This is a genomic window from Microbacterium testaceum, from assembly GCF_020781835.1.
In the GTDB taxonomy this organism is placed as follows: Bacteria; Actinomycetota; Actinomycetes; order Actinomycetales; family Microbacteriaceae; genus Microbacterium; species Microbacterium testaceum_H.
In genome coordinates, this window is record NZ_JAJGNJ010000007.1 from 194768 (window position 1) to 215710 (window position 20943).

18 protein-coding genes are annotated in these 20943 nt (G+C 69.8%); 6 read left to right on the top strand and 12 right to left on the bottom strand.

Annotated elements, in window-relative coordinates:
• Positions 1-36: 36 nt before the first annotated feature.
• The 7 genes from LL239_RS12100 to LL239_RS12130 all read right to left on the bottom strand — a co-directional run bounded on the left by LL239_RS12100 (position 37) and on the right by LL239_RS12130 (position 9446).
• Positions 37-3471, bottom strand: a complete 3435-nt coding sequence (locus LL239_RS12100; RefSeq protein ID WP_228163683.1) for an error-prone DNA polymerase — start codon at positions 3469-3471, stop codon at positions 37-39.
• A 60-nt stretch (positions 3472-3531) separates the two neighbouring features.
• On the bottom strand, positions 3532-5079 hold the full coding sequence (locus LL239_RS12105; RefSeq protein WP_228163684.1) for a DNA polymerase Y family protein: 1548 nt from the start codon (positions 5077-5079) through the stop codon (positions 3532-3534).
• On the bottom strand, positions 5076-5801 hold the full coding sequence (locus LL239_RS12110; protein ID WP_228163685.1) for a hypothetical protein: 726 nt from the start codon (positions 5799-5801) through the stop codon (positions 5076-5078). Before LL239_RS12110 ends, LL239_RS12105 begins: the two co-directional genes overlap by 4 nt.
• Before the next feature lie 84 nt (positions 5802-5885).
• The gene (locus LL239_RS12115) at positions 5886-6443 is read right to left on the bottom strand and encodes a cysteine hydrolase family protein (RefSeq protein WP_228163686.1); all 558 of its coding nucleotides are present in this window, start codon (positions 6441-6443) and stop codon (positions 5886-5888) included.
• A 295-nt stretch (positions 6444-6738) separates the two neighbouring features.
• Positions 6739-7236: an HNH endonuclease gene (locus tag LL239_RS12120; protein ID WP_228163687.1), complete on the bottom strand. Its 498-nt coding sequence runs from the start codon at positions 7234-7236 to the stop codon at positions 6739-6741.
• A 340-nt stretch (positions 7237-7576) separates the two neighbouring features.
• Positions 7577-8488 (bottom strand): M23 family metallopeptidase, encoded by a 912-nt coding sequence (locus LL239_RS12125; protein ID WP_228163688.1) that lies wholly within the window; start codon positions 8486-8488, stop codon positions 7577-7579.
• A 259-nt stretch (positions 8489-8747) separates the two neighbouring features.
• Positions 8748-9446, bottom strand: coding sequence for a metal-dependent transcriptional regulator (locus LL239_RS12130; RefSeq protein ID WP_228163689.1), 699 nt, complete (start codon positions 9444-9446; stop codon positions 8748-8750).
• 96 nt (positions 9447-9542) lie between these two features.
• Here LL239_RS12130 and serC point away from each other — a divergent pair, with 96 nt between their 5' ends.
• Complete coding sequence (gene serC / locus LL239_RS12135) at positions 9543-10664, top strand: phosphoserine transaminase (protein ID WP_228163690.1); 1122 nt, start codon at positions 9543-9545, stop codon at positions 10662-10664.
• Positions 10665-10778: 114 nt separating this feature from the next.
• Here serC and LL239_RS12140 read toward each other — a convergent pair whose 3' ends face one another.
• On the bottom strand, positions 10779-11399 hold the full coding sequence (locus LL239_RS12140; protein ID WP_228163691.1) for a DUF3027 domain-containing protein: 621 nt from the start codon (positions 11397-11399) through the stop codon (positions 10779-10781).
• Positions 11383-11766: a cold-shock protein gene (locus tag LL239_RS12145; protein WP_228163719.1), complete on the bottom strand. Its 384-nt coding sequence runs from the start codon at positions 11764-11766 to the stop codon at positions 11383-11385. The genes LL239_RS12140 and LL239_RS12145 overlap by 17 nt, the downstream gene beginning before the upstream one ends.
• Positions 11767-11872: 106 nt before the next feature.
• Between LL239_RS12145 and LL239_RS12150 the strand changes: the two genes are divergently transcribed.
• The 5 genes from LL239_RS12150 (at position 11873) to LL239_RS12170 (ending at position 18131) form a co-directional block, all read left to right on the top strand.
• Positions 11873-12139 carry a multidrug ABC transporter ATPase gene (locus tag LL239_RS12150; protein WP_228163692.1) on the top strand — a complete coding sequence of 89 codons (267 nt, stop codon included), beginning with the start codon at positions 11873-11875 and terminating at the stop codon, positions 12137-12139.
• A 1-nt stretch (position 12140) separates the two neighbouring features.
• Entirely contained in the window at positions 12141-13862 is a 1722-nt protein-coding gene (locus LL239_RS12155) for a helicase-associated domain-containing protein (RefSeq protein WP_228163693.1), read from the top strand.
• A 47-nt stretch (positions 13863-13909) separates the two neighbouring features.
• A complete protein-coding gene (locus tag LL239_RS12160) occupies positions 13910-15559 on the top strand; it encodes a DNA repair helicase XPB (protein WP_228163694.1) in 1650 nt (549 codons plus the stop codon).
• Positions 15560-15628: 69 nt separating this feature from the next.
• Entirely contained in the window at positions 15629-16321 is a 693-nt protein-coding gene (locus LL239_RS12165) for a response regulator transcription factor (protein ID WP_128216810.1), read from the top strand.
• A gap of 82 nt (positions 16322-16403) precedes the next feature.
• Positions 16404-18131, top strand: coding sequence for a sensor histidine kinase (locus LL239_RS12170; RefSeq protein WP_228163695.1), 1728 nt, complete (start codon positions 16404-16406; stop codon positions 18129-18131).
• A 99-nt stretch (positions 18132-18230) separates the two neighbouring features.
• Here LL239_RS12170 and groL read toward each other — a convergent pair whose 3' ends face one another.
• The 3 genes from groL to LL239_RS12185 all read right to left on the bottom strand — a co-directional run bounded on the left by groL (position 18231) and on the right by LL239_RS12185 (position 20912).
• Positions 18231-19850, bottom strand: coding sequence for a chaperonin GroEL (groL, locus tag LL239_RS12175; protein ID WP_228163696.1), 1620 nt, complete (start codon positions 19848-19850; stop codon positions 18231-18233).
• A 142-nt stretch (positions 19851-19992) separates the two neighbouring features.
• Positions 19993-20196: a cold-shock protein gene (locus LL239_RS12180; protein ID WP_013585848.1), complete on the bottom strand. Its 204-nt coding sequence runs from the start codon at positions 20194-20196 to the stop codon at positions 19993-19995.
• 131 nt (positions 20197-20327) lie between these two features.
• Positions 20328-20912, bottom strand: coding sequence for a LytR C-terminal domain-containing protein (locus LL239_RS12185; protein ID WP_228163697.1), 585 nt, complete (start codon positions 20910-20912; stop codon positions 20328-20330).
• Positions 20913-20943: the final 31 nt, after the last annotated feature.

A 20943-nucleotide genomic window follows, 5' to 3' on the forward strand; every position in this document is an offset into this window, starting at 1 on the left:
CGTCGTGTTCCCCGAGTCTAGTGACGGCGCCCCGCGTCATCGGAAGTCCCGGGAGGCGTGCGACACCCCGACCCGCAGATCGGTGAACCCGTCGGCGATGACGTTGGTGACCCCTTCGACCGACCTCTCGAGCATGCCGCGCACGATGAGCGCGGGCGACTCGCGCACGATCCGTCGGTAACGATTCCACACCCCCACCGAGCACACGATGTTCATGAGGCCGTGCTCGTCTTCGAGGTTGAGGAACGTGATCCCGGATGCCGTCGCCGGCCGCTGCCGATGGGTGACCAGTCCCGCCACCTCGATACGACGGTCCGTCTCGGCCGTGCGCAACTCGCGTGAGGTGAGCACGCCTCTCGCGTCGAGGGCGGAGCGGAAGTGGGTGAGCGGGTGGTCGTCGGTGGAGAGCCCCGTCGCCCACAGGTCGGCCGCGAGCATCTCATAGCTCGACGGGTCGGTGAACAGCGGAGGCTGCACGTACGCCACGGAGTCCGGCAGGAACTCCGGCCGATCCAGCGCCGCCGAACCCGACAGCCAGATCGCTTCGCGACGCGAATGCCCGAGGCACTCGAAGGCCCCGGCCGTCGCGAGGGCCTCGAGCTGCGCGGTCACGAGCCCCGTGCGGCGTACCAGGTCGCGCAGGTCGCGGTAGGCGCCCCCGCGCTCGCGCTCGGCGACGATGCGCTCGGCGACCTTCGTCCCGATGCCGGTGACCCCGGCGAGCCCCATCCGCACCACGAACGCCCCGTCGCGCCGGTGCGCTTCCGTCTCGTCAGGGGCGAACCGATCGAAATCCCCCGTCGGGGGCTGGTCCGCACACGTGCAGGAATCGAGCCCCGTGGCGGGACGCCGACGGTCGGCATCCATCCCCCCGGTGTCATCGTCGAGCGGTTCGAGGCCGGCCTCGACATCCGAGCGCAGCAGATCGGGCCGGCGCACCCGCACCCCGTGCCGCCGCGCGTCGGCCGTGAGCGTCGCGGGCGAATAGAACCCCATCGGCTGCGCGCGCAGGAGCCCCGCCAGGAATGCCGCCGGGTAGTGCAGCTTGATCCACGAGCTGGCGTAGACCAGGAGCGCGAACGACAGGGAATGGGACTCCGCGAACCCGAAGTTCGCGAACGCCTGGATCTTGGCGTACAGCTCATCGGCCACCGCGCCCACGAGCCCGTTCTGCGCCATGCCGGCATAGAGCTTCTCGCGCAGCGAATCGATGCGCTCGAGCCCGCGCTTGGACCCCATCGCGCGTCGGAGCAGGTCGGCGTCCTCAGGGGTGCAGTTGCCCACAGCAACGGCCATCTGCATGAGCTGCTCCTGGAACACCGGCACGCCCATCGTGCGCTCGAGCACCGGCCGGAGGTTCTCGTGCACGTACGTGATCGGCTCCTGCCCCAGCTTGCGTCGCACGAAAGGGTGGACGGCTCCGCCCTGGATAGGACCCGGCCGGATCAGCGCGATCTGCACCACCAGGTCGTAGAAGCGCCGGGGCTGCAGGCGCGGCAGCAGCCCCATCTGAGCGCGCGACTCCACCTGGAACACCCCGATCGAGTCGGCGCGGCACAGCATGTCGTAGACCGCCTTCTCCTCCTTCGGCAGCGTCGACAGCTCCCACCGCTCACCCGTGGCATCCCGGATCAGGTCGAAGCAGTACTGCAGCGCCGCGAGCATGCCGAGCCCGAGCAGGTCGAACTTCACCAGCCCCATCCAGGCGGCGTCGTCCTTGTCCCACTGGATCACCGTGCGGTTCTCCATGCGCGCGTGCTCGATCGGCACGACCTCCCCGACGGGGCGGTCGGTGAGCACCATGCCGCCGGAGTGGATGCCGAGATGCCGCGGCGCCTTCAACAGCTCCGACGCGAACTCGATGACCGCGTCGGGGATGTCGTGGTCGGCGCCGGTCTCGAGCGTCGCCCCCCACCGTTCGACCTGTTTCGACCAGGCATCCTGTTGTCCGGGAGAGTGGCCCAGCGCGCGGGCCATGTCGCGCACGGCGTTCTTGGGGCGGTACTGGATGACGTTGGCCACCTGCGCGGCCCGGTCGCGACCATAGGTCTCGTAGACCCACTGGATGATCTCTTCCCGGCGGTCGGAGTCGAAGTCCACGTCGATGTCGGGCTCTTCGTCGCGCAGGCTCGAGAGGAAACGCTCGAACGGCAACCGGTAGAAGATCGAGTCGACCGCGGTGATGTCGAGCAGGTAGCACACGGCGCTGTTGGCGGCCGATCCCCGCCCCTGGCACAGGATTCCGCGCCGACGGGCCTCGGCGACGATCCCGTAGACGATGAGGAAGTAGCCGGGGAAGTCCTTCATCTCGATGACGGCGAGCTCGCGTTCGATGCGGTCGCGGTCGTCGGCGGAGAGGTTCGGATACTTCCGTGGCACGGCTTCCCACACCAGGTGCCGCAGCCACGACATCGGGGTGTGCCCCTCGGGGACGTTCTGCTTCGGGAGCGCGGGTTTGGCCCGGCGGAGCGGGAAGGCCAGCTCGTCGGCGAGGGTGACGGTCCGTGCGACGGCCCCCGGATAGCGGGCGAACCGCGCCGCCATCTCGGCGCCCGAACGCAGGTGCGCACCGGCGTGCGCGGGCAACCACCCGTCGAGCTCGTCCAGGCTGCGGTTGGCGCGCACGGCGGCGACCGCAGCGGCCAGCAGTTCTTTCTTCGGCGCGGCGTAGTGCACGTTGTTCGTGGCCAGAACAGGGAGCCCGCGCTCGGCGGCGAGCGCCGAGAGCAGGTCGTTGTGGGCGGAGTCGAGCGGGCCGCCGTGGTCCATGAGTTCGACGTGCACGGCGTCGGGTCCGAACAGGTCGACCAGATGATCGAGCGCGCGGGCGGCCCCCGCCGGCCCCTCGGATGCCAGAGCCTGACGCACGTTTCCTTTGCGGCATCCGGTGAGCACCGCCCACTGCGGATCTGCCGGACCCCCGGCGAGGTCGGCGAGGTCGGCGAGGTCGTAGACCGGCCGCCCCTTCTCGCCCCCGGCGAGCTGCGCCCGGGTGATCGCGGCGGCGAGGCGGTGATATCCCTCTTCTCCGCGGGCGAGCACGAGCAGATGCGAACCGGCGGGATCGGGCTGTCCGTTCTGGGGACCCGGGAGGCCGAGCGACAGTTCGGCACCGAAGACGGTGCGTACCGCGCGGGCTTCCGCCGCCTCGGCGAACCGGACGATGCCGTAGAACCCGTCGTGGTCGGTGAGCGCGAGCGCGTGGAGCCCCAGCTTCTCGGCTTCCTCGACGAGCTCTTCGGGCGAGGACGCCCCATCGAGGAAGGAGTACGACGAATGCGCGTGCAGTTCGGCGTACGGCACCGCATCGGCGGGACGCTCGATCGTGGGCGGAACGTAGGGGCCACGCTTGTGCGACCACGCGGGGCTGTCACCGCCGTCACCGTTGGACGGAGCCGAGGTCGGGCGCCGCTTGTTGCTCAGAGCCCGCTCGAGCTCGGACCACTTCACCGGCGGATTGTGGAAGCCCATCAGTGCTCCCCCGTCCGCCGAGTCGCCTGGGACGCGGTCGGTGACGAAGACGAGAGGCGTTCAGTCATAGCGCCCCTCCGCCCGCCACTCCCCCTCTTCGACCACGAGCAACCACGCACCGCCGTCGACGTCGACCACCTGGAAACGGTGAGCGCGCCGTCGCCGCAGCGGATCCCACCCGCGTTCGCTGATCGGCCAGGGACCTGCCCACGCGTGGATCCGCATCCGCCGCCCGCCGGCGTCGAGGATCGCCGGCGGCGCACTCAGCGCATCGCGCTCCCCCACCGTGACCGATGCCCCCGCGATATCGGTGACCTCGACCAACCGGGGCTCGGGGTACACCGTCGCCGGGAGCGGGTCGGGAAGGCTCCCCGGCCAGGGGTGGGAGCGGTCCTTCGCCGTGACCGCACGATCCCCCCACGGCACCAGCACCTGCCTCTCGGCCAGCCACCGGCCGCCGCCCACGACCGGGGTGACGACGGCGCGATGGCCGAGCATGGCCTGCACTCGGGAGAGGGCGTGATGCACCCTCTCGTCCGGACCGGCGCCGAAGAGTCCCTTGGCATGATGGGCGGCGTCGTCGACCGCCTCGGGCTCGATGGCCACACCGGCCACCCCGCTGCCGAAGATGCCGCGACCGTCTTCAGCGAGCTGCCACCGCACGCGATCGACCACTGCTCCGGCGTCGAAAGACCCGGGGTGCAGCCACACACGCTCACTGCGCTCACCGCGTTCACCCGAGAGCACCACGCGCAACTCGGTGCACACGAGGTTCTGCGCCCCCAGTCGAGCGATGAACTCCTCAGCGGCCACACGCATGCCGAACGCGATCTGATCGGCCAGCTCGAGCGGCGGCTCGAAGGCGACCTCACGACGGAGCTCCGGCGGTGGCGTGCGCGGCTGCACCGGTTGGGAGTCGCGCCCGGAGGCGAGGGCGTGGAGTCGCGCCCCGCGCTCGGCGAAGCGCTCGCGGACGCGCTCGACCGGCATCGCGGCGAACTCGCCCAGCGTGTGCACACCGAGGCGCGCCAGCAGGCTCGCCAGGTCGACGTCGTCGAGCGTCGTCACGGGGAGCGGGGCGAGGAACGCGGCGGCCTGCCCACCGGGCACCACCCGCACCGGCTCATCGGCGCGGGTGACGCGCGCGGCGCGCTCGGCGGTGAAGACGCCGTCGGCAACGCTCGCGCGCGCGTCGGTGTATCCCTCGGCCGTGAGGAGCCGCACGAGCGTACGCGCCGCTTCTTCTTCACCCCCGTAGTACCGCGCAGGCCCGCGTGCACGGAGGGCACACAACCCCGGACGCACGATCTGCACCCCCGGGGCGTGCTCTTCGACCAGAGCCACCACCGGAGCGAAGACGCGGGCGTCGCGGACGGGGTCGCCGGCGACGACGATGAGCGATGGACACAGCGCTTGAGCGTCACGTCGGCGCTGCCCCCGCCGCACGCCCTGGGAGCGCGCCGCGGCGGAGCAGGCCACGACGGTGTTGTTCTCGAACACCGCCAGGGGGGCGTCGGCTCGCGGGGGCCGCGCCGCCTCGCGACGATACGCCAGGACCGGCCAATCGGGGAGCCACAGCACGAGGGTGCGGGTGGGCTCGCGCGTCATCCCGCCACCCGCTGCCGGTACTCGCTCTCGCGCGGGACGAGCCTCTCGGTGGGTGCACCCAGGAGCTCGATCGACCCGTCTGCGGCGGGGAGCAGCATCCGGGCACGACGAGCCGTCGGCGTGCGCTTGCTGCTGACGGACACCGTGAGCTCACGACCGGCGAGATAGCCGTGCCCCTGCCCGAGGCCCGCCCACCGCGGATCGGCGACGTCGATCACGGCCTCCGCCTGCGGCCACGGCCCCTGCACCAGCAACACGGTGCCGCGATCGCGCAGTCGCGCCGCGAGCCGTGTGGCTTCGGCGCCCCCGCGCGCGGTGTTCGCTCCCGCCGGAGGGCGCACCGCGACGACCGGGAGGACCTCGGCGATCGTGGCCGTCACCGCCAGCCATCGGGGCCCGGGATCGGGGATGAAGACCAGCCGGTCCAGGTCGAGACCGTACTTCTCGGCGGCTTCGGCGCCCAGCTCGGGCATGCCGACGACCCCGCACCACGCCCCGTCCTGCGAGGGCCGGGCCATGAGCGCCAGCAGCAGTGACATCGAGCGGGCGATCGCGTACGCCGACCCCGAACGGAGACCGCCGCCGGGCAGCAGCGAGGTGAAGGCGGGATGCGTCGGCAGCACCGGGGCGTCCATCCGACGCCCCTGCATCCGCTCAAGCCGATCGCGGAGTGCGTGGACGTCGGGTACGGCTTGCGCCTGGTCTCGCACGATCGCCCTCACTCCCACAGGTTAGAACATGTGTTCTACACTCTCAATCCCTGTGATTCGAAGATACGATCCCCCTCCGACATCGCCGCGGGCGGCTCAGATCACGTCGGCGGTCAGCGCGATGCGGGCGAAGCCGCCCCGCTCGAGCACCAGAGCGGTCGTGGTCATCAGCTCGGAGGCCGTTCTCGTCACGGCCCCCACACCCGCGACCTCCGCAGACAGATCGAACGTGCGAGTGGCATCCAGTACGACCGTCACGTCGTAGCCGAGATTGCCCGCCATCCGTGCCGTGGTCTCCACGCACATGTTGGTCTGGATGCCGCAGATCACCACGTCCCGGATGCCACGTTCGCCCAACCACGCATGCAGGTCGGGGTCGCCGTAGAACGCCGAGTTGACGTTCTTGGTGACCAGGAGCGCGGGTTCGACCGCAGCGACCGCATCGACCAGTGCGTTTCCCGGCGACGCCGCGTGCAGCGGCGAGTCCACTGACCGGGAGTCGTGGCGCACGACGACGACGGGCTCTTCGTCCGCGCTCCACCGCTCCACGAGCGCGGCGACGTTCGCTTCGCAGTCGGGGTTGGCGGTCGGACCCCAGAACTCCAGGTCGTCGAATCCGCGCTGCATGTCGATCACGAGGAGAGCACGAGTCATGCCTCCATCACACCACCGACCGGGATGCCGGAGGCAGAGCGGAGCAGACCACCTCCGTCACGAAACCGTCACCGCGCCGCGCGTGCAAGGCATGAGCCGCCCGTGACGGCAGACCGCCGGCACAACCGCTGGAATCTGCACGACCTCAGTCGCACAAAGCCTTCCGAGACTGAGGTTGCGCAGATCACTGAGTCAGAGCAGCCCGGCGAGGTGAGAGCATCTCGGCGAGACCCCACAGAGCGGAACCACACCACCGACCGGGATGCCGCGCACCGCCGCGGACGGGGGCGCCGTCCTACGCCGCCAGCGCCAGATACGGCTCCCACCGGGGGTCGGACTTGTCCACCCCGCGCACCGTCCACGAGGATCCGCGCGGCGGGCCGGGGATCAGCCGCAGCTCCCACATCATCTCCTGGGGCGTGCGATCGCCCTTGACGTTGTTGCAGCGCAGGCAGCAGGCGACGAGGTTCTCCCACGTGTCCTTCCCGCCACGCGAGCGGGGCAGCACATGGTCGATGGTCGACGCCGCCTTGCCGCAGTAGGCACAGCGGTGCGCGTCGCGGCGCAGCACCCCGCGACGTGTCACCGGCACACGCCGCGCGCCGGGAACGCGCACGTAACGCGTGAGGATGATCACAGCGGGTCGGTCGTACGTCCCCGCCGCCGCCCAGACCGGATCACCGTCGACGCGTTCGACGACGGTGGCCTTCTCGTTCATCACGAGCACGAGGGCCCGTTTGAACGACACGACGGCGAGCGGCTCATAGCCCGCGTTCAGCACCAATGTGCGCATTCCGTTTCCTCTCGAATGGCCGAGACGGCTTCTCGGATGTTCGACTCGCGGCGGCGGGAGAGGCGCAGGGGCATGAAAAAAGGCGCTGTCTATGCAGACAGCGCCCCAGAAGCCGCGGTGAGGCCGCGGCATCCGCTCACGCGATGCCGAAGGACGAGCAGCCCGAGCGCATCCATGGTGCGGATGCGACGTATGGCGTTCATCAGCGTTCCCTTCGGTTCTCCCGACGTCGCGAACAGGCTAACCCACGGCGACACGCCCGGGGTCCGCTGCGGCGGGAAACGGCAGACGGCGTGTCGGAGAACGATCGTCTCCGGCACGCCGTCTGGCATCGTGGCGGTCAGCCCGCGTTCTGCTGCAACCAGGCGTACGGGTCGACCACGGAGCCGTTGATGTGCACCTCGAAGTGCAGGTGGTTGGCGGTCGAGCTACCGGTCGAACCGACCAGGCCGATGAGCTGACCGGCGGCGACGGTCTGGCCCGCCTGGACCTGCCGGCTGCCGTAAGTCATGTGCCCGTAGGTCGTGGAGACCCGCTGGCCGTTGATGACGTGCTCGATGACGATGCCGACGCCGTAGCCTCCGAAGCTCTCGGAGGACACCTTCACGACGCCGCCGGCAGCGGCGAAGATCGGCTGCCCGCCGGGGGCGAGAAGGTCGACGCCCTGGTGGTAGCCCGAGTCCCACAGGCCGCGACCGAGCGTGTAGCTGGTCAGCGGCCACCGCACCTCGCCGGATCCGGGGGCGGTCATGTTGAGGTCGACCGAGGAGACGGCGACGTTCGCGCTGGCGGCGAGCTGCCGGGCACGTTCGGCGGCGGCCGCCGCGGCCGCCTCCTGCTCCTTCTTCTTCTGGATCTCCTCGGCGGTGGTGGCCGAGTAGCTGCTGCGGTCGAGGGTCTCGGCGGTGGCGTCGGAGGCGACGACCAGCGACTGGTTGTCGGGGGCCGACATCTCCTGCAGGGTCATCGTCTCGGCCGCGGGCATCGACGCCGCGTACGCGGGGATGGCGACCGTCGCGACGAGTCCGGCGACCATCGACAGGATGACGGCGCTCCGCAACGGCTTGGCGCCGCGCCGGAACGACGAGGATGAGCGAGGGGCGGAAGCGGGGCGGCGCGTCGGCGACGCCACTGCGGGTGTCCGCTGGGGGCGCGTGGCGGGTCGGGCGACCGCGGCGCGCGCGCTCTTTCGAGTCTGACCCGTCGCGGGGACCTCGGGCAGGTCCGCAACGGGATCGGTGTGTTCAGCCAAATTTCCTCCGGCGCCTCTGCGTTCGCACGCTGGCTCGTCAGCACTCGATGGGGGCACGATGTGCGGGCTTCACCCTCTGCGGACGACGAGCCGATGAGGCAAACCGCGAGGGGTCCGACGGCGGGCTTCTCGCCTGTGGACCCTCAGAGGCTACCCGAAGATAACGAAACTGTCACGCCTGACGGCATTGCGCACTCGCGATGTCCGGGATACGACGACTCGACGCGGGCCGCAGCACGCCGACCGCGCCAGGACGGCGTCAGACCTCGTCGACGAGGAAGATGTGCGAGGCGACCTCTACCGGCAGTTCGAGTCCCTCGTCGACCCCCTCCATCTCGACGAGGACGTAGCCCTCGTTGAAGCGGTAGCTGCCGCGGGCTCCCGGGAGGACGCCGGCACCCTTCAGCTGCTGCAGGAGCTCGGGGTCGACCTGTGCCGGTTCGGCGAGACGCCGGACGGTGCCCGTGATGGGCGCGCCGGCGTCGGTGAGCTTGCGCACCAGGCCGACCACACCTTCTTCGAAGGTCGCGCTGGCCACGTCGCCCAACTGATCGAGACCGGGGATGGGGTTGCCGTAGGGCGACTCGGTCGGGTGACCGAGCAACTCGACGAGACGGCGCTCGACCTGCTCGCTCATGACGTGCTCCCAGCGGCAGGCCTCGTCGTGCACGTAGGCCCAGTCGAGACCGATGACGTCGCTCAGCAACCGCTCGGCGAGCCGGTGCTTGCGCATGACGTCGACCGCCTTCTGCCGACCGTCGTCGGTCAGCTCGAGACGACGGTCTTCCGACACGACGACGAGACCGTCGCGTTCCATGCGACCCACGGTCTGGGAGACGGTGGGACCGGAGTGGCCGAGGCGTTCGGAGATGCGCGCGCGCAGCGGGACGATGTTCTCTTCCTCGAGTTCGAGGATCGTGCGCAGGTACATCTCGGTGGTGTCGATGAGATCGGTCATTCAGCAGTCCTCGGGCCTCGTAGCGGTCTTCACAGCCTACCGACCCCCTCCGACACACGCGCGGGTGGCGACTGACCCCCGCCCTAGAATCGAGGCATGCCGCACGTGGACCTCCCCACCGACCTCCTGCCCGCCGACGGCCGCTTCGGGTGCGGCCCCTCCAAGGTGCGCGGTGCGCAGCTCGAAGCGCTCGTCACCCGCGGGGCCACCATCCTCGGAACCTCGCACCGTCAGGCACCGGTGAAGAACCTCGTCGCCAGTACGCGCGAGCGGCTCGCCGAGCTCTTCCGCCTCCCCGAGGGCTACGAGATCATCCTGGGCGACGGCGGCTCGACCGCGTTCTGGGATGCCGCCGCCTTCGGCCTCATCGAGAACCGCAGCCAGAACCTGGTCTCCGGGGAGTTCGGCGGCAAGTTCGCCGCGGCCGCCGCGGCGCCGTGGCTGCAGGCACCCGACGTCCGCCGTGCCGAGCCGGGGACGCGCGCCGCCTTCGAGGCCGTCGAGGGCGTCGACGTCTACGCCTGGCCCCACAACGAGACCTCGACGGGAGTGGCCTCCCCCGTGGCACGCGTGCACGCCGACACCGGCGCCCTCACGGTGATCGACGCCACCAGCGCCGCCGGCGGGATCGACTTCGACGTCGCCGAGGCCGACGTCTACTACTTCGCGCCGCAGAAGAACCTCGGCTCGGACGGCGGCCTCTGGTACGCCGCCGTTTCCCCGGCCGCGATCGAGCGGATCGAGCGGATCGCGGCATCCGGGCGCTACATCCCCGAGTTCCTGAGCTTGAAGAACGCCGTCGACAACTCCCGGCTGCAGCAGACGCTGAACACCCCGGCGCTGGCGACCCTCCTCCTCCTCGACGAGCAGCTGGGCTGGATCCTCGAGAACGGCGGCCTGTCCTGGGCCGGCGCGCGCACCGCGGAGTCCTCGTCCGCCCTGTACGAGTGGGCCGAAGCGAGCGATGTCGCGACCCCGTTCGTCACCGACCCGGCCGATCGATCCCCCGTGGTCGTCACGATCGACTTCGACGAGTCCGTCGACGCCGCCGCCGTGGCCAAGAGCCTGCGGGCCAACGGCATCGTCGACACCGAGCCCTACCGCAAGCTCGGTCGCAACCAGCTCCGCATCGCGACGTTCGTCTCGATCGAGCCCGAGGACGTGCGCCGACTCATCGGTGCGATCGACTACACCATCGAGCGTCTGCCGCGGGGCTGATCCTCGCGCCCGCCGGAAGCCGTCCCGCCCTGTGCGGGGCGGCTTCCCCCGTTCCGGCAGAGGCGCACGAGATGGACAGAGCGAGCGGGATGCCGCCAGAGTGAGGGCCGCGCGTCAGTAGCTGCGATCGCGCTCGTCGTCGTCGAAGTCGTCCGAGTCCTCGTCGTCCGAGTCCTCGTCGTCGGAATCCTCGTCTTCGTCGTCGTCCGAGTCCTCGTCGTCCTCGCCGGACTCATCCAGCTCGTCGATGTCGACGCCGTCGAGGTCGCCCGCGTGCAGTCGCGCCTGGGGCTCCTCGTCGTCCTCGTCATCCGACTCGTCGTCCTCGTCATCCGAGTCGTCGAGGTCGTCGTCGTCCAGATCGTCATCGTCGATGTCGTCCTGGTCCGCCCCCGCAGCGGCCGCCGCAGCCTGAGCCGCCTGGTACTCCGCGAGACGCTTGGCCCAGGGCACCCATTCCGGCGCGAGCAGTGCGCCCTCGCCGGGGAGGAGTTCGGCCTCGAGAACGGTGGGCTCGGCGTCGTCCACGACCGCGACGGTCACGGTCCAGTGCCAGCCCGGATAACCGGCGAGACGGGTGTGGAACCGCAGCGAGACGACGTCGTCGTCTTCCACGACGTGACCGGCCGCCGGTCCGATGGTGTCGGCCGGGGTGATCTCGTGCAGCGCTGCCAGCGCGAGATCGTGGGCGTGGAGCAGCCGCTCGTCGGCGACCGGCTCAGGCTTCGAAGTCATCGGCGACCTTGCGCAGGACCGCGGCGATCTTCTTGGCGTGAGCACCACTGGGGTAACGACCGCGACGCAGGTCGCCGCCGATGCCGTCGAGGAGCTTCACGAGGTCTTCGACGATGATCGCCATGTCGTCGGCGGGTTTGCGGGCGCGCTTGGCCATGCTCACGGGGGCCTCCAGCACGCGCACCGACAGAGCCTGCAGACCGCGCTTGCCGTCGGCGACGCCGAACTCCAGCCGCGTTCCGGCCTTGGGCGCGGGGGTCCCGGCGGGCAGGGCGGTGGCGTGCAGGAACACGTCCTGGCCGTCATCGGTGGTGATGAAGCCGAAGCCCTTCTCGTCGTCGTAGAACCTGACCTTGCCGGTGGGCATGGACACCTCGCTGAATGTGTGCGCGATCGCGCGGCGGAACACGGGACCCGATCGGATCCCGGCCTCCCAGCCTACGGCACGCCCGCCAGGCAGTAGGCTGACGACGATGAGCACGCGCACCCCCGACGGCGACGTCCCGATCCGTCGTATCGACCGGATCCTGGCTTTCATGTCGCTGGGCCTGCTGATCCTGTCGGTGGTCTGCTTCTTCGCGATCATCATCGGCTCGTCCGCCGGGGCCGACATGCGGACCGGCCTGTGGCCGACGATCGGCGTCCTGATCTACATCGCGCCCCCCGTGGCCTTCGCGTGCCTCGTGGCGGTGCTCATCATGAGCTTCGTGCGAAGGGCACGCGCGAACAAGGGACGCTGACGTGCCCGAGACCTCCGACCAACGCGCGCTGGCGGTCTCGCTGAGCGCCTTCCCGGACGAGGTCCTCGCGCGACTCCTCGCCGAGCGCCACGTACCGGCGTCCGCGACGTGGCGCGACATGTTCGATGCGGCCGACGCCCTTCTCGACGCCGCATCTGTGGCCCGCGCACTGCCACTGCTCGACCACGCCGAGGCCCATGCCCTCGTGGCGGCCGTCATCGACGGCGTCCGCGCAGGTGACGGCATCCGCGAGGCGCTCCACCATCGCGCGCTGGTCGGCGTCGATGGCCGCCCCTACGCGGCGGTCGTCTCGGCTGTGCGCGACCTCGCGCCGCACGGACTACCGGACACGCCGACGGCCTCGACGGTCGACACCTCGAACGACGCCGCTGCCGCCGAATCGGCGTTCACGAACGCGGCCGCTCTGGCGGACGTCCTCCTGCTGACGCTGGAGTCGCCGCTCGGCCGCATCGGCTCGGGCTCGCTCGGCGCCGGTGAGCGACGGCGCCTGGTGCATGCCGGGGCCGCCCCCTCCGCCGAGGAGGCCGACCTGCTCGTCGGCATGGCGGCACGCACGGGACTGCTCGGCTCCAACGGCCGCGCCTGGCTCGTGACCGCAGCCGGCCGGGCCTGGCTGCGCCTGCCCACCCTGGAGAGGTGGGCGACCACCGCTCGGGCTCTGCGCGACGCGCTCCCCCGGGCGTACCGCACGGCAGAAGGCGGATGGATGCCGCAGCCCACGTGGGCCGCAGCGACCCCCTTCGATCCCGCCGGGCCCGAGCGCGCCGCCCGCTGGACGCACCGCCTCCGGGCCTGGGGTCTTCTCGACGACAGCGGCGCCGTGCCGCCGTGGGGTGTCGGACTCGCCGCGGGCGGCGATGTGGATGTCTCGGCGCTCCGGGAGTTGCTGCCGCCCGAGGTGGACCGGGTGTATCTGCAGAACGACCTGACCGCGATCGCCCCGGGTCCGCTCGCCCCCCACCTGGACGTGCGCCTGCGCAGCATGGCGGCCCGTGAGTCGCGCGCCCAGGCGTCCAGCTACCGCTTCAGCGCCGCCACGATCGGCGCGGCCATCACGGCTGGCGAGACCGCCGACAGTCTGCGCGCGTTCCTCACCGAGATCTCCCTGACGGGCCTGCCGCAGCCGCTGGCCTACGTCATCGAGCGGACGTCCGCGGAGCACGGACGTGTCCGCGTCACCGCCGACGCGGCATCCGGCCTCACCACCGTGCGCACCGACGACGAGACGCTCCTGCGGGCGATGGAGGTCGACACTTCGCTGCGTTCGGTCGCGCTCAGCCGCTCGGGCGACGAACTCATCACCCACGTCGCTGCCGATGTCGTGTTCTGGGCCCTGAGCGATGCGCGCTATCCCGCCGTCGCGGTCGACGCGGACGGGCAGCCCCGCGCGGTGGAAAGAGCCAAGCTGGCCGCGACCGAGGCACCCGAGGACCCCGCCGACGTCTACGGCCCCCTCATCGAGCGTCTGCGCGCCGGTGGCGAGGATTCTGATGCGGCATGGCTGGAGCGCGAGCTCGATCAAGCGGTGCGCGCCCGCGCGGTGGTCGATGTCACGGTGCGCCTGCCCGACGGCTCGGCCCGGGTGTTCCGACTCGAGGCGACGGGGCTCGGCGGCGGTCGGTTGCGCGGCCGCGACCGCGCCGCCGACGTCGAGCGCACGCTGCCGCTGTCGCACATCGACTCGGTCAGCCCTGTCGCCTGAGCGACCACCGACGACGTGCGCCCGGCGCACCGGTAGAATCGAACGCTATGGCTGACGGCCCCCTCATCGTCCAGAGCGACCGCACCGTGCTCCTCGAGGTCGCGCATCCCGATGCGGAGACCGCGCGGCACGAGCTCGCGGTCTTCGCCGAGCTCGAGCGCGCTCCGGAGCACATCCACACCTACCGCATCACGCGGCTCGGGCTGTGGAACGCCCGCGCGGCCGGGCACGACGCCGACGCGATGCTGCAGACGCTCGACACCTGGTCGCGCTTCCCCGTCCCGGCATCGGTGAGCACCGACATCCGCGAGACCGTGGGCCGATACGGTCGGCTGGTCATCGAGCGCGATGACGAAGGCGCGCTGGTGCTGCGCTCGACCGATCCCGCCGTGCTGGGCGAGGTCTCGCGGAACAAGCGCATCTCGCCGCTGCTCATCGGTCATCCCACGCCCGACAGCTACACCGTGGACGCCTGGGCGCGCGGGCACATCAAGCAGGAGCTGCTGAAGATCGGCTGGCCCGCGGAAGACCTGGCCGGGTACACCCCCGGCACGCCCCACCCGATCGACCTCGATGAGGACGGCTGGAAACTGCGGCCCTACCAGCGCCAGGCGGTGGAGTCCTTCTCCGAGGGCGGGTCTGGTGTCGTCGTCCTCCCCTGCGGCGCGGGCAAGACGCTCGTCGGCGCCGGCGCGATGGCCGAGACCCGCACGACCACCCTCATCCTCGTCACCAACACCGTCAGCGCCCGCCAGTGGCGCGATGAGCTGTTGCGCCGCACCAGCCTGACGCCCGAGGAGATCGGGGAGTACTCCGGTCAGTCCAAGGAGATCAAGCCGGTCACGATCGCGACGTACCAGATCCTCACCGCCAAGCGCGGAGGCAAGTACGCCCACCTCGCCCTTCTCGACGCACTCGACTGGGGACTCGTGCTGTACGACGAGGTCCACCTGCTGCCGGCGCCGGTGTTCAAGCTCACCGCCGACCTGCAGGCGCGCCGCCGCCTCGGGCTGACGGCGACCCTCGTCCGCGAGGACGGCCGCGAGGGCGACGTGTTCAGCCTCATCGGCCCCAAGCGGTTCGACGCACCGTGGAAGGAGATCGAGGCCCAGGGCTTCATCTCCCCCGCTGCGTGCTACGAGGTGCGCATCGACCTGCCCGCCGACGAGCGGCTGGAGTACGCCGCCGCTGCGGACGAGGAGCGCTACCGGCTCGCGGCGACGGCACCGGCGAAGATCGACGTGGTCAAGCGCCTGGTGGACCGGCATCCCGGCGAGCGGGTGCTGGTGATCGGCCAGTACCTCGACCAGATCGACGAGCTCGCAGACGCCCTCCACGCCCCCAAGATCACCGGGTCGACGCCGGTCGCCGAGCGCGAGGAACTGTTCCAGGCGTTCCGCGAGGGGAAGATCTCGCTGTTGGTGGTGTCGAAGGTCGCGAACTTCTCAGTCGACCTGCCCGAGGCATCCGTCGCCGTCCAGGTGTCGGGGTCGTTCGGCTCGCGTCAGGAGGAAGCGCAGCGGCTCGGTCGTCTGCTCCGCCCCAAGCAGTCGGGTCACACGGCGAGTTTCTACACCCTCATCGCGCGCGACACCGTCGACCAGGACTTCGCGCAGAACCGCCAGCGTTTCCTCGCGGAGCAGGGCTACGCCTACACGATCCTGGATGCCGAGGGGATCGACGCCGCGGCGGCCTGAGCCATACCAGGGCGCGGCGATTCTTGCGATATCCAGCGCTTCCTTGAGCGAAGTCACGATAATGGGCGCATGACAGCACCGCGCATCCTCGTCGTGGACGACGAACCCAACATCCGCGACCTGCTCATCACGAGCCTGCGTTTCGCCGGATTCCAGGTCCGGGCCGTCGCCAACGGCGCGCAGACCATCTCCGCGGTCCTCGAAGAGGAACCCGACCTCATCGTGCTCGACGTGATGCTCCCCGACATGAACGGGTTCAGCGTCACCAAGCGCCTCCGCGGGGCCGGCTACACCGCCCCGATCCTGTTCCTCACCGCGAAGGACGAGACTGAGGACAAGATCACCGGCCTCAACGCCGGCGGCGACGACTACGTCACCAAACCGTTCAGCCTCGACGAGATCGTCGCCCGTATCCAGGCGATCCTCCGCCGCACGATGCAGGCCGATGAGGAGTCCGTGATCCGCACCGGCGAGCTCACGATGGACCAGGACACGCACGACGTGAGCGTCGGCGACGTGTCGATCGACCTGAGTCCCACCGAGTTCAAGCTGTTGCGCTACCTCATGCTGAACCCGAACCGCGTCCTGTCGAAGGCGCAGATCCTCGACCACGTCTGGGAGTACGACTTCAACGGCGATGCGGGAATCGTCGAGAGCTACATTTCGTACCTGCGCCGCAAGATCGATCCGCACTCCTCGGAGCCGCTCATCCAGACCAAGCGCGGCTTCGGCTACATGCTGAAGTCCGGCAAGACCGCCTGAGCGGAGAGGGATCCTGGAGAACTCCGACGATGCGCTGACGCACTGGTGGCGCCGGCTGAGCCTTCGCACGAAGGTCACCGGCGTGACCGTGACGCTGCTCGCCGTGGGCCTGGTCGCCGCCGGTGTCGGCACCCTGGTGTTCCTGCGCACGACGCTCATCAACAACCTCGACGAACAGCTGGGCCAGCAGGCGGCCGGCAACATCGCCAACAGCGTGTTCGTCACCGCGGACGTCGACGGCCAGCTGGCGTTCACGCAGGTCGACAATGCGCCGCAGATCGGGTCGATGGTCGTCGTGTACGGGCCGGACGGGCAACGGGTCGCCTTCTACAACGGGACCGCGATGAAGACGGTCCCCGATCTCCCCGAGACCTTCACGGTCGAGCAGACCTACAGCCAGGTCGACCGGCGCATCGAGCTGGACGAACCGGTCTCGGGGCAGCGGTTCCTCGCGCGCGTGGGCCTGCTCCAGGTGCCGGGCTACAACGGGATCTACACCCAGATGGTGATCCAGCCCCTCGCCCCCACCGATCGCATCGTCGCGGCATATGTCGGCATCTACGGCTTCGTCGCGCTGCTGATCCTCATCGCCAGCGCGCTGCTGACCCGCGCGCTGGTCACCCTCACCTTCCGCAGCCTCGGCCAGGTAGAGACGACGGCGATGGACATCGCCGCGGGCGACTTCAGCCAGCGTCTGACCGACATCGTCCCCGACACCGAGGTGGGCCGCCTTAAAGCCGCCATCAACGCCATGCTCGCACGCATCGACGGCGCACTTCACCAGCGGGATGCCACGGTGCGCCAGATGCGGCGGTTCATCGGGGACGCCAGTCACGAGCTGCGCACCCCGCTCGTGACGATGCGCGGCTACGCCGAGCTCTACCGGATGGGCGCGATCCGCTCCGACGAGGATGTCGCGCAAGCGATGGAGCGCATCGAGAAGGAAGCGATCCGCATGGGCGCGCTGGTCGAGGACCTCCTCGCCCTCGCGCGCCTCGACGAACGGCGCGACGTCGCGATCACGACGCTGGATCTCCGCCCGATCGCGCGGGATGCCGCCCTCGACCTGCGCGTGACGTCACCGCAGCGCGAGGTCACGGTCGACGACACGACGAGCCGTGCCGCGATCGTGCTGCCCGTGATGTCACTCGAAGCGGAGACGGACACGAACGACACCTCGGCGGCGACGGGCCGGCGCAGGAACGCCCCGACCACGTCGGCGATGGCGATCGCCGGCGCGACGCTCTCACGGTTCCGTCGACGCAGAGACGCCACCGGCGACATCGCGGCCGGAGAAGGAGAAGGACCGTCCAAGTCGTCGGAGATCACGACGGGTCCGCGTCGCGTTCCGAGCCTCGTGCCGATCGTCCTGGGCGACGAGAACCGCGTCCGTCAGGTCGTCGCCAACCTCCTCGGCAATGCACGGCGCTTCACCCCCGACGACTCCCCCATCGGCCTCCGCGTGGGTGTGGATGCCGAGAAGGACATGGGCTGGATCGAGGTCATCGATCACGGGGAGGGCGTGCCGGAGCAGATCCGCGAACAGATCTTCCAGCGCTTCTGGCGTGCCGACACGTCGCGGACCCGTGAGACGGGCGGCTCCGGACTCGGGCTGTCGATCGTGGCATCCATCGTCGATCTGCTCCACGGGACCGTCGAGGTCACCGACACCCCCGGCGGCGGCGCGACGTTCCGTGTGTCCCTGCCGCTCGCCGAGCGACGGGATGCCAGCGAGCACGCACTCATCGCCACGCAGCCACTCGAGCGTCTCCCCGACGAGCAGGACCCCGAAGCCGATCCCGCGTCCTGATCGCCCGGCTCTCCAGCGCCCGCATCCCTTCCGTTCCCCACGAACGGAGAACGCCCCCTCCCGGAGGAGGGGGCGTTCTGCGTTCTGCCTGGGCGTGGATCAGAAGTCCATGCCACCGGTCGGGTCGGCGGGCGCGGCCGCGGCCTTCTCGGGCTTGTCGGCGACGACGGCCTCGGTGGTGAGGAAGAGACCGGCGATCGAGGCGGCGTTCTGCAGCGCGGAACGCGTCACCTTGGCGGGGTCGATGATGCCCTGTGCGAACAGGTCACCGTACTCACCCGTCGCCGCGTTGAGGCCGTGACCGACCTCGAGCTCGGCGACCTTGTTGGCGACGACGCCCGGCTCGAGACCGGCGTTGAGGGCGATCTGCTTGAGCGGAGCCTCGATGGCGACCTTGACGATGTTCGCGCCGGTTGCCTCGTCACCCGTGAGCTCGAGGTTCGCGAACGCCGTCTTGCCGGCCTGGATGAGGGCGACACCACCACCGGCGACGACACCCTCTTCGACGGCCGCCTTGGCGTTGCGCACGGCATCCTCGATGCGGTGCTTGCGCTCCTTCAGCTCAACCTCGGTGGCCGCACCCGCCTTGATGACGGCGACGCCGCCGGCGAGCTTGGCGAGGCGCTCCTGGAGCTTCTCGCGGTCGTAGTCGCTGTCGGTGTTCTCGATCTCGCGGCGGATCTGGGTCACGCGACCCTCGATCTGAGCGGAGTCACCGGCACCCTCGACGATCGTCGTCTCGTCCTTGGTGATGATGACCTTGCGCGCACGGCCGAGCAGGTCGACGGTGGCGTTCTCGAGCTTGAGGCCGACCTCTTCGGTGATGACCTGGCCGCCGGTGAGGATCGCGATGTCCTGCAGCTGCGCCTTGCGACGGTCGCCGAAACCGGGCGCCTTGACGGCGGCCGACTTGAAGATGCCGCGGATCTTGTTGAGCACGAGCGTCGCGAGAGCCTCGCCCTCGACGTCCTCGGCGATGATGAGGAGCTCCTTGCCCTCCTGGATCACCTTGTCGACGATGGGCAGAAGGTCCTTGATGTTGGAGATCTTCTGGTTCGCGATGAGGATGTAGGGGTCTTCGAAGACCGCTTCCTGGCGCTCGGGGTCGGTGACGAAGTAGGGGTTGATGTAACCCTTGTCGAACCGCATACCCTCGGTGAGCTCGAGCTCGGTGCCGAAGGTGTTGGACTCCTCGACGGTGACCACACCCTCCTTGCCGACCTTGTCGATCGCCTCGGCGATGAGCTCGCCGATCGCGGGGTCGGCGGCCGAGATCGACGCGGTTGCGGCGATCTGCTCCTTCGACTCGACCTCTTTGGCCGAAGCCAGCAGCTCGTCGGTGACGGCCTTGACGGCCTTCTCGATGCCCTTCTTGAGCGAGATGGGGTCGGCGCCGGCCGCGACGTTGCGCAGGCCCTCGCGCACGAGCGCCTGAGCGAGGACGGTCGCGGTGGTCGTTCCGTCACCGGCGACGTCGTCGGTCTTCTTGGCGACCTCCTTGACCAGCTCGGCGCCGATCTTCTCGTACGGGTCGTCCAGCTCGATCTCCTTGGCGATCGAGACACCGTCGTTCGTGATCGTGGGAGCGCCCCACTTCTTCTCGAGCACGACGTTGCGACCGCGGGGGCCCAGGGTCACCTTGACGGCGTCGGCCAGGGTGTTGAGGCCGCGCTCGAGACCGCGCCGGGCCTCTTCGTCGAAAGCGATGATCTTTGCCATAAGTGTGTCGTCCCTCCCGGACGGGTGGCTACCAGTCTTTAGCACTCGACAAAAGCGAGTGCTAACTCATTCTGGCACTCGACCCTGGGGAGTGCAAGCCGCCGACGCGCTGCGGAAACGACGACGCCGGGAGTGAGAGGCGTCAGGCCATCAGGCGGACAGACTCGGCCTGGGGCCCCTTCTGACCGGAACCGACAGTGAACTCGACGGCCTGGCCTTCCTCGAGGACGCGGAAGCCCGACATCTCGATGTTCGAGTAATGGACGAAGACGTCCTGGCCGTCCGTCACGGTGATGAAGCCGTAACCTTTCTCGGCGTTGAACCATTTGACGGTGCCCTGCGTCATGCGAATCTCCTGTTGCTGAACGACGAGGTCATCGTAAGCACGCGGAACCGCGTCGTTCCGGCCCCTGTGGGCATTGTTGACACGGCGGCATCCAACTTTTTACGCCGCGGAAACACGCGGCCACCAGGGGGTCAGGGAGTGGGCTGAGCCGCGGCCCGATCGAGTCCGATGACCACGACGAGCCGCTTCTCCGCGCTCTCATCGTCGGAGGTGTTCGGGTCGTCGACCGGCTGCAAGAAACCGTCCTGCGCGATCTGCGCGCCCCCGATGGCATCGGCGAGCCCGCGTGCGGCCTGCTCGTCTTCGGGACCGCGGTAGTACACGGTCGTGGTGGCGAAATCGGTGGTGTCGGAGTCACCCGTCTGAACGCTGTCGCCGGACCAGCCGAGCTCGACGATCCGGTCGCGCAGGTTGCCGGCGAGCCCCGCATCGGCGGTGCCGTTGAGCACGACCACCGAGTAGGACGTGTCGATCGGCACCGCGGTGGTCTCGCTCACGGTCGGGGCCGGTTCCGGATCGGACCCAAACGAGATCCGGCCGGAGGCGACGAGCACACCGAAGATGCCGATGATGACCAGGAGAACGGTGGCCACCGCCGCCCACAGGAACACCACCCATCCGCGCGACCGGGGACGCTCGGCGCGATGGGCTCCGACGCGGCCCACATCGGCCGGCAGGTCGTCGAAGCGATCCCGAGGGAAGGTCGATCTGGCCATTGGACGATGCTATCGGTCGGCGCTCTCAGCC

Coding starts and splice junctions, on each gene's coding strand:
- LL239_RS12120 (WP_228163687.1), bottom strand. CDS start 7,236: ATGCGCACATTGGTGCTGAACGCGGGCTATGAGCCGCTCGCCGTCGTG.
- serC (WP_228163690.1), top strand. CDS start 9,543: ATGCCGCACGTGGACCTCCCCACCGACCTCCTGCCCGCCGACGGCCGC.
- LL239_RS12165 (WP_128216810.1), top strand. CDS start 15,629: ATGACAGCACCGCGCATCCTCGTCGTGGACGACGAACCCAACATCCGC.
- groL (WP_228163696.1), bottom strand. CDS start 19,850: ATGGCAAAGATCATCGCTTTCGACGAAGAGGCCCGGCGCGGTCTCGAG.
- LL239_RS12130 (WP_228163689.1), bottom strand. CDS start 9,446: ATGACCGATCTCATCGACACCACCGAGATGTACCTGCGCACGATCCTC.
- LL239_RS12140 (WP_228163691.1), bottom strand. CDS start 11,399: ATGACTTCGAAGCCTGAGCCGGTCGCCGACGAGCGGCTGCTCCACGCC.
- LL239_RS12115 (WP_228163686.1), bottom strand. CDS start 6,443: ATGACTCGTGCTCTCCTCGTGATCGACATGCAGCGCGGATTCGACGAC.
- LL239_RS12150 (WP_228163692.1), top strand. CDS start 11,873: ATGAGCACGCGCACCCCCGACGGCGACGTCCCGATCCGTCGTATCGAC.
- LL239_RS12100 (WP_228163683.1), bottom strand. CDS start 3,471: ATGGGCTTCCACAATCCGCCGGTGAAGTGGTCCGAGCTCGAGCGGGCT.
- LL239_RS12145 (WP_228163719.1), bottom strand. CDS start 11,766: ATGCCCACCGGCAAGGTCAGGTTCTACGACGACGAGAAGGGCTTCGGC.
- LL239_RS12105 (WP_228163684.1), bottom strand. CDS start 5,079: ATGACGCGCGAGCCCACCCGCACCCTCGTGCTGTGGCTCCCCGATTGG.
- LL239_RS12160 (WP_228163694.1), top strand. CDS start 13,910: ATGGCTGACGGCCCCCTCATCGTCCAGAGCGACCGCACCGTGCTCCTC.
- LL239_RS12180 (WP_013585848.1), bottom strand. CDS start 20,196: ATGACGCAGGGCACCGTCAAATGGTTCAACGCCGAGAAAGGTTACGGC.
- LL239_RS12185 (WP_228163697.1), bottom strand. CDS start 20,912: ATGGCCAGATCGACCTTCCCTCGGGATCGCTTCGACGACCTGCCGGCC.